The 6454-nt window shown below is 68.0% G+C and carries 9 protein-coding genes; 3 read left to right on the top strand and 6 right to left on the bottom strand.

Annotated elements, in window-relative coordinates; all coding sequences use genetic code 11:
• Positions 1–418 (bottom strand): NAD(P)H-dependent oxidoreductase (locus tag AB4Y99_RS24175; RefSeq protein ID WP_441525106.1); only part of this gene is annotated, 418 nt, incomplete at its 3' end.
• A 75-nt stretch (positions 419–493) separates the two neighbouring features.
• Between AB4Y99_RS24175 and AB4Y99_RS24180 the strand changes: the two genes are divergently transcribed.
• The gene (locus AB4Y99_RS24180) at positions 494–1141 is read left to right on the top strand and encodes a TetR/AcrR family transcriptional regulator (RefSeq protein ID WP_441525107.1); all 648 of its coding nucleotides are present in this window, start codon (positions 494–496) and stop codon (positions 1139–1141) included.
• Between the two features lie 55 nt (positions 1142–1196).
• Here the strand turns inward: AB4Y99_RS24180 and cobT are convergent, their stop codons facing one another.
• Positions 1197–2216 carry a nicotinate-nucleotide--dimethylbenzimidazole phosphoribosyltransferase gene (gene cobT / locus AB4Y99_RS24185; RefSeq protein ID WP_038361709.1) on the bottom strand — a complete coding sequence of 340 codons (1020 nt, stop codon included), beginning with the start codon at positions 2214–2216 and terminating at the stop codon, positions 1197–1199.
• A 114-nt stretch (positions 2217–2330) separates the two neighbouring features.
• Between cobT and AB4Y99_RS24190 the strand changes: the two genes are divergently transcribed.
• On the top strand, positions 2331–3185 hold the full coding sequence (locus AB4Y99_RS24190; protein WP_441525108.1) for an adenosylcobinamide-GDP ribazoletransferase: 855 nt from the start codon (positions 2331–2333) through the stop codon (positions 3183–3185).
• Entirely contained in the window at positions 3182–3424 is a 243-nt protein-coding gene (locus AB4Y99_RS24195) for a DUF1289 domain-containing protein (RefSeq protein WP_441525109.1), read from the top strand. The genes AB4Y99_RS24190 and AB4Y99_RS24195 overlap by 4 nt, the downstream gene beginning before the upstream one ends.
• A gap of 74 nt (positions 3425–3498) precedes the next feature.
• Here the strand turns inward: AB4Y99_RS24195 and AB4Y99_RS24200 are convergent, their stop codons facing one another.
• From AB4Y99_RS24200 to AB4Y99_RS24215, 4 genes are all read right to left on the bottom strand, one after another.
• Entirely contained in the window at positions 3499–3978 is a 480-nt protein-coding gene (locus AB4Y99_RS24200; RefSeq protein ID WP_441525110.1) for a GNAT family N-acetyltransferase, read from the bottom strand.
• 19 nt (positions 3979–3997) lie between these two features.
• A complete protein-coding gene (locus AB4Y99_RS24205) occupies positions 3998–4831 on the bottom strand; it encodes a sulfite exporter TauE/SafE family protein (protein WP_441525111.1) in 834 nt (277 codons plus the stop codon).
• Between the two features lie 127 nt (positions 4832–4958).
• The gene (locus tag AB4Y99_RS24210; protein WP_441525112.1) at positions 4959–5672 is read right to left on the bottom strand and encodes a DUF1428 domain-containing protein; all 714 of its coding nucleotides are present in this window, start codon (positions 5670–5672) and stop codon (positions 4959–4961) included.
• Positions 5673–5938: 266 nt separating this feature from the next.
• The coding region (locus AB4Y99_RS24215) for an SRPBCC family protein (protein WP_441525113.1) at positions 5939–6454 on the bottom strand (516 nt) is incomplete at its 5' end.

The following is a 6454-nucleotide window of genomic DNA, read 5'->3' on the forward strand; positions in this document are numbered from 1 at the left end:
GGGCATAGGTCCGCAGGTCGGCGCCGCCAATGGCGACAAGATGGATCGACAGGTGGCCCAGCTTCTTCACCACGCGGCCACCGGGCACCTCCTCGTAAGCCCAGCCATTGCTGAAGACGCGGTCGATCCAGCCTTTGAGCAAGCCGGGAAAAGACCACCAATAGACGGGATACACCAGGACGAGCGCATCGGCCCGGCCCAGGCGCGCCTGCTCGGCCAGAACGGCGGCATCTGCAGGCGCCTGCCTGAGATGGGCTGTGACGTCGCTCTCTTTGAAGCGGGGGTCGAAACCCTCAGCCGAAAGATCGGCGATCTCGCTGGAATGGCCGGTCTCGCCAATCCCATCGGCAATCCGCCTGGCCACGGCGTGCACCAGCGATTGGGGCAAGGGATGAGAGACAACGATGAGGCTGTGCATGACCGATCTCCGAAAGCGATTGCGCATCCGCCATCGCGCTTATATACTTTTAGTAAGTTACCAATGGTATATTAAATGTCAACCTCCCACCCACCTGCCCGCGCCGATGCGGGCCCCACCGCGGTGCGGCAGCGGCTGACGCGCGACGAGCGCTACCGCCAATTGATCGACGTCGCCTGGCGCCTCGTGCGTCGGGATGGGACCGATGCGTTGAGCCTCGGCCGTCTGAGCGAAGAGGCCGGCGTGACCAAGCCCGTCGTCTACGATCATTTCGGCACGCGGGCGGGCCTCTTGGCGGCGCTCTACCGCGAATACGATCAACGCCAGACCGCGCTGATGGACGAGGCGCTCGCGAACAGCCCCGAATTGCTCGATGCGCGCGCCGGCGTGATCGCCGCCTGCTACGTCGATTGCGTCCTCACTCAAGGGCGGGAGATTCCGGGCGTCACGGCTGCGCTTGCCGGCTCGCCGGAGCTCGACCAGCTCAAGCGCGGCTATAGCGCGATCTTCATCGGAAAGTGCCGAGCGGCGCTCCAGCCCTTCGCCGACATTGCGATCCCGGCCGCTGCGTTTTGGGGGGTGCTCGGAGCAGCCGAGGCACTCTCGGGCGCTGCCGCGGCCAACGAGATTTCGCGAGAGGAAGCGCAGGCGGAACTGCTCGACGTCATTCTGACGACCGTCAGACGACACCGGACAGCGGGGGCCATCGCCGCACGAGGGTGACCGGCAAGGCAGCGAGCCCTGACGGTGCGCTTCCCCCCGCTTAATTCAGCCGGCGTCAGTCCTTGCGCGCCACCTGCGCCTGTTCGAAGGTCGCCATGCCCGAATGGATCGCAGCGGCGGCCTTGACGAGGCCCGCTGCCAGCGCAGCGCCCGAGCCCTCGCCGAGGCGCATGTCGAGCGCCAGCAGCGGCACCTTGCCGAGCCGGGCCAGCACCTCGGCATGGGCGCCCTCGGTCGAGAGATGCCCGGCCAGGCAATGGTCGATGGCCGAGGGCTCGATGGCGTGCAGGATCGCGGCGGCAGCGGTGACGACATAGCCGTCGAGGATCACCGGGATGCGCTGCGAGCGCGCGGCGATGATAGCGCCACAGATCGCCGCGATCTCGCGCCCGCCGAGGCGGCGCAGCACTTCGAGCGGGTCCTTGAGATGGGCGCGGTGCAGGGCCAGGCCCTTCTCCACGGCCGCGACCTTGCGCTTGAAGCCCTCATCGTCGATGCCGGTGCCGCGCCCGCACCAGCGAGCCACGTCACCGCCATAGAGCGCSGCATAGATCGCCGCSGCYGASGTGGTGTTGCCGATGCCCATCTCGCCGAGGCAGAGCAGATCGGCSCCKCCGGCSAGCGCCTCCATGCCGAAAGCCATGGTCGCGACACAGGCGCGCTCGTCGAGCGCATCGGTCTGGGTGAAGTCGCCGGTCGGCAGGTCGAGCGCGAGGTCGAAGACCTTGAAGCCGAGATCATAGGCCGCGCAGATCTGGTTGATCGCCGCGCCGCCGGCGGCGAAATTCTCCAGCATCTGGCGCGTCACCGCCTGCGGATAGGCCGAGACGCCCTGCGCCACCACGCCATGGTTGCCGGCGAAGACGCAGACCAGCGGGCGCCGCACCTCGGGCGGGGCCTTGCCCTGCCAGGCGGCGAGCCATTCGGCGATCTCCTCCATGCGGCCGAGGCTGCCCGCCGGCTTGGTGAGGTTGGCGTCGCGGGCGCGCACCGCATTCGCCGCCGCCATGTCGGGGCCGGGCATCGCGGCGATGAGCTCGCGGATATCGTCGAAGGGCAAACCGGAAGCGGACATGAGATCAAATCCATCACGCGGGAGCCGCAGCAGCGCATCGGCATGGCGGCAAGGTTGACGCTGCTGCTATAGGCTCGGCAGGTGGAAGACAATCGACGGGAGCGCGAAGCCGGCATGGCGGAAGCGGAAACCAGCGCGGAGCCGATGCAGGACAGCCCGCCGATCTGGCCGGGCTGGCTTGTGGCGACCGCGATCTGCATCCGCTTCTATTCGCGCCTGCCCGTGCCCCGGCTGCCGGGCGAAGGCGATCTGCACGGCATTCCCGATTTCAGGCTGGTGCCACGCGCCCTGCCCTTAGCGGCGCTGGCGATCGCGCTGCCGGCGGCGCTCGTCACCCTGGTCGGGGGGCTGGCGGGCCTCAGCGGGATGGTCGTCGCGGCGCTCGCCCTGACTGCGCTGGCGCTGAGCACCGGCGCCTTCCATGAGGACGGGCTCGCCGACAGCGCCGACGGGCTGTTCGGCGGGCACACGGTCGAGCGCCGGCTGGAGATCATGAAGGACAGCCGCATCGGCTCCTATGGCGCGATGGCGCTGGGGCTGTCGCTGCTGCTACGCGCGAGCCTGATCGCAGGGATGCTCGACCATGCCGGCGCCTGGGGTACTGCGGCGGCGGTGCTCGTCGCAGCGCCGTGGTCACGCGCGGAAGGCCTGCTCCTGCTTGCGACCCAGCCTCCGGCGCGCAGCGGCGGCGCCTCGGCGGCGGTCGGCCAGCCCAGCCTCGCCACGGCGCGGATCGCGCTGGGCTTGAGCCTTATCGGGGCGACCGGAATCGCGCTTGCCGCACATCTCCCGCTGGCCGGATTGCTGGCCGGCTTCGCGCTGGCGCATGGGGCGGCAGCGGTGTTGGCCCGGCTGGCGCGCCGACTGATCGGCGGGCAGACCGGCGATATCGTCGGCGCCGTCCAGCAGCTTGCCGAGATCGCAATCTATCTCGGGCTTGCGCTCGCGCTGGGGTGGGCGGGGCGATGACCGGCGCCTCGACGCCCTGCATCAAGGTTTGCGTCATCGACCCGGCGAGCGGGCTCTGCGAGGGCTGCGGACGCACGCTCGACGAAATCGCGCAGTGGTCGGGCCTCAGCGAGGCCGAGCGACTGGCGATCATGGCGGTGCTGCCGGAGCGGCTGCAGGAGCGGGAGCCGGCGATTGAAGCTGAACGGCCGCAGCTCGTCATTGCGAGCGCAGCGAAGCAATCCAGGAGGACCGGGTGAGACGTTCAGCCCAATCCCCCTGGATTGCGTCGTCGCTTCGCTCCTCGCAATGACGAGTGCGGCGCCGGGCGGGCTTATTCTGGCCCTGCCGCCACCGCCGCCAGCGCATCGCCGGTCAGGCGATAAAAGATCTTCTTCGTCTGTGCGACTGCGCCAAGGCTCTCGTAGAAGCGCAGCAGGGCCGGATCGTCGGCGTCGGCGGTCCAGTCGAGGCGTCTGTGGCCGCGCTCCAGCGCCAGCGCCGCGAGAGCCTGCATCAGTGCGCGGCCGAGCCCTTTGCCGCGGGCGGCATCGGCAACATAGATTTCCTTCAGGAAGAAGCCGGATTTCAGCCCCGGGCCCGGATAGAGGTTGCAGGCCGAGGCGAAGCCCAGGATGGCCTCCCCCTTCACCGCGACGAGGATGTCCACGCCGGCCGGGAGAGCGGCAAGGTCAGCGCGTATCTCMGCCACCGGCGGGCACGGCACCCGGTAGTGCCCCTGCATCTCGACCATCAATGCAGCCAGCGCCGGATGATCGGCGGTTTGCAGCAGGCGGATCACCGGCTCGCTCATCCCTCGCCCTCGCGCCGCTTCAGTGGAGCAGAGACCAGATGAAGCGCCCGGCGACGACGAGCAGGAACAGGCCGAAGGCCACCTCCAGCCGGCGCTTCGAGAGCCGGTGCGCCAGCCGGGCTCCGATCGGCGCCGTCCAGATCGAGGTCGGGATGAACAGGATCATGCCAAGCAGCGAGACGTAGCCGAGAGAGAACGGCGGCAGGATGTCCATCTTCGGCCAGCCGGCATAGATGAAGCCGAGCGCGCCGGGGATCGAGATCAGCACGCCCAGGCCGGAGGAGGTCGCGACCGCCTGGTGGATCGGGCGGCCGTAGAAGGTCATGAACAGGCTGGAGAGCTGGCCGCCGCCGATGCCCATCAGCGAGGAGAGCACGCCGATGACGCCGCCATAGGCGACCATCAGCGGCTTGCCCGGCATCTCCTCGCCGAATTTCCAGCGATCCGCCGCGAAGAGCAGGCGGATGGCGGAGATCGTCGCGACGACGACGAAGACGATCTTGAAGAGATCGGCCGGCGCGTAGCRCGCGATATAACTGCCGACGAGGACGCCGAGCACCACCGGCACGGCCCAGACCTTGAGGATCGAGAGATCGACCAGCCCCTTGGCGCGGTGAGCGTTGAAGGAGCGGATCGAGGTCGGGATGATGAYSGCGAGCGAKGTGCCGACGCWRAGCGGCATSCGSACCTCCTCCGGCACGCCGATGACGCGGAAGACCTCGTAGAGCACCGGCACGATGACCGCGCCRCCGCCGACGCCGAAGACGCCGGCGAGCAACCCCGTCACGGCCCCCGCCAGCACGAGCGAGACGGCGAGGAAGACGAGATCGCCGATGGGAATGCCTGCGAGCATGGAGAGGGTTCCGGTGGGCCAGCCCTTCCCCTCTCCGCGATTTCGTCAGCCGGGGCAAGGGCTTCCGGACAGCCCTGTCATGTGCTGCCCGGTGTCCTGGCCCTGGCGGCGGAGCGCGGCGCCGGGCTCAGGCGTCCAGCAAGGTGGTGAAACCGCCATAGACCATGCGCTGGCCGTCGAACGGCATGGGCATGTCGTTCATCCGCGCATCCTGCCTGATCTTGTCCCAGGCCTCGTCGCGGGCCCCCTTGGATGCCCATTCGACCCAGCCGAACACGACAGCCTCGCCGTCCTTGGCCTTCACCGCGCCCTTGAAATCCGTGACCTTACCGTCCGGCACGTCGTCACCCCACGCATCGACGACGCGCCGCGCGCCGTGATCCGTGAACAGCGCGGAGAGCCCCGCCGCATAGTCGCGGAAATCCGCCTTGCGCTCCTGCGGCACGGCGATCAGCACGCCATCGATATAACCCGCCGTCCCGCCTTCGCCGTCATCGACGAGCGCGTCGAAGCCGCCCATGATCATGCGCTTGCCGTCGAAAGGCATCGACTGCCCCATCGACGCCATGCGCGGATCGCTCATCATCTTCGCATTGGCCGCGTCGCGCGTCTTCCGGTCGGGATATTCGAACCAGGAGAAGACCACGACCTCGTCGGGCGTCGCCTTCACSGCGCCCTTGAAGTCGGTGACCTTGCCGTCCGGCACCTCGTCGCCCCAGGCCTCGACCATGCGGGTGACGCCGAACTCCTTGAAAAGCGGCAGCGCCTCCTTCGCATGCTTGCGGTAGACATCCTTGTTGGCGGCGGGAACCGCGACCACGAAACCTTCGACATAAGCCATCTGTGCATTCTCCTCTTGAATGGCGCCGGCCCATCCGGCGCCATATAGGTTGATATCAACTCAGATTCAGTATCGGTGGCACATTTGCGCCCGCCTCAACCGCAGCGGGAACCGACCGCTCGAGACGGGCGCAGCGCGGCACGCGACGGCTCGTGCGATACGATCCTGTGTTCCATCGTCTCCTCTCCTCCGCTGGCGCCGGTTCGGCATCGGCGGCGGCGCTCCTCGCTTGCGCCGGATACGGATGAGCGAGGCTCGCCTTGACCTCAGGCGAAGAAGGCCTCCAGCTTGACCATCGAGCCCGTCCAGCCATGGGTGTGGCCGCGAACGGAGGCATCATCGAACAGCTTCTCGTGAAGGAGTGTCAGGATCGTGCCGTCGCCATCCGGCTTCAACGTAACGGTCACGCGCGAGACTCGTTCCGGCGTCGTCACCCAGGACCAGCTGAAAACGAGGCGCTCGTTCTCGACCACCTCGAGATAGCGGCCGGAGACCTCGTGGCGCGTGCCATTATCCTCCAGCATGACGACCCGGTAGGCGCCGTCGACATGGGGATCGATCTCGGCCTCTTGCGCCACCACGTTTTCCGGCCCGAACCAGCGGACCAGCAATTCGGGATCGGTCCAGGCCTGGTAGACCTCCGCCGGGCTCGCATTCAGCCGGCGTTTCATCGTGAGGCTCGGTGTCACCGGCTGATGCATGCCTTCTCCCAGCCTCTCGTCAATCTCGCCCCTGGCGCCGCGCATCCAGCAGCGCGGCCAGAGCATCGAGCCGTTCAGTCC

It is taken from the genome of Allobosea sp. TAB14 (genome assembly GCF_052113865.1).
GTDB classification, from domain to species: Bacteria; Pseudomonadota; Alphaproteobacteria; order Rhizobiales; family Beijerinckiaceae; genus Allobosea; species Allobosea spartocytisi.

Coding starts and splice junctions, on each gene's coding strand:
- AB4Y99_RS24180 (WP_441525107.1), top strand. CDS start 494: ATGTCAACCTCCCACCCACCTGCCCGCGCCGATGCGGGCCCCACCGCG.
- AB4Y99_RS24195 (WP_441525109.1), top strand. CDS start 3,182: ATGACCGGCGCCTCGACGCCCTGCATCAAGGTTTGCGTCATCGACCCG.
- AB4Y99_RS24190 (WP_441525108.1), top strand. CDS start 2,331: ATGGCGGAAGCGGAAACCAGCGCGGAGCCGATGCAGGACAGCCCGCCG.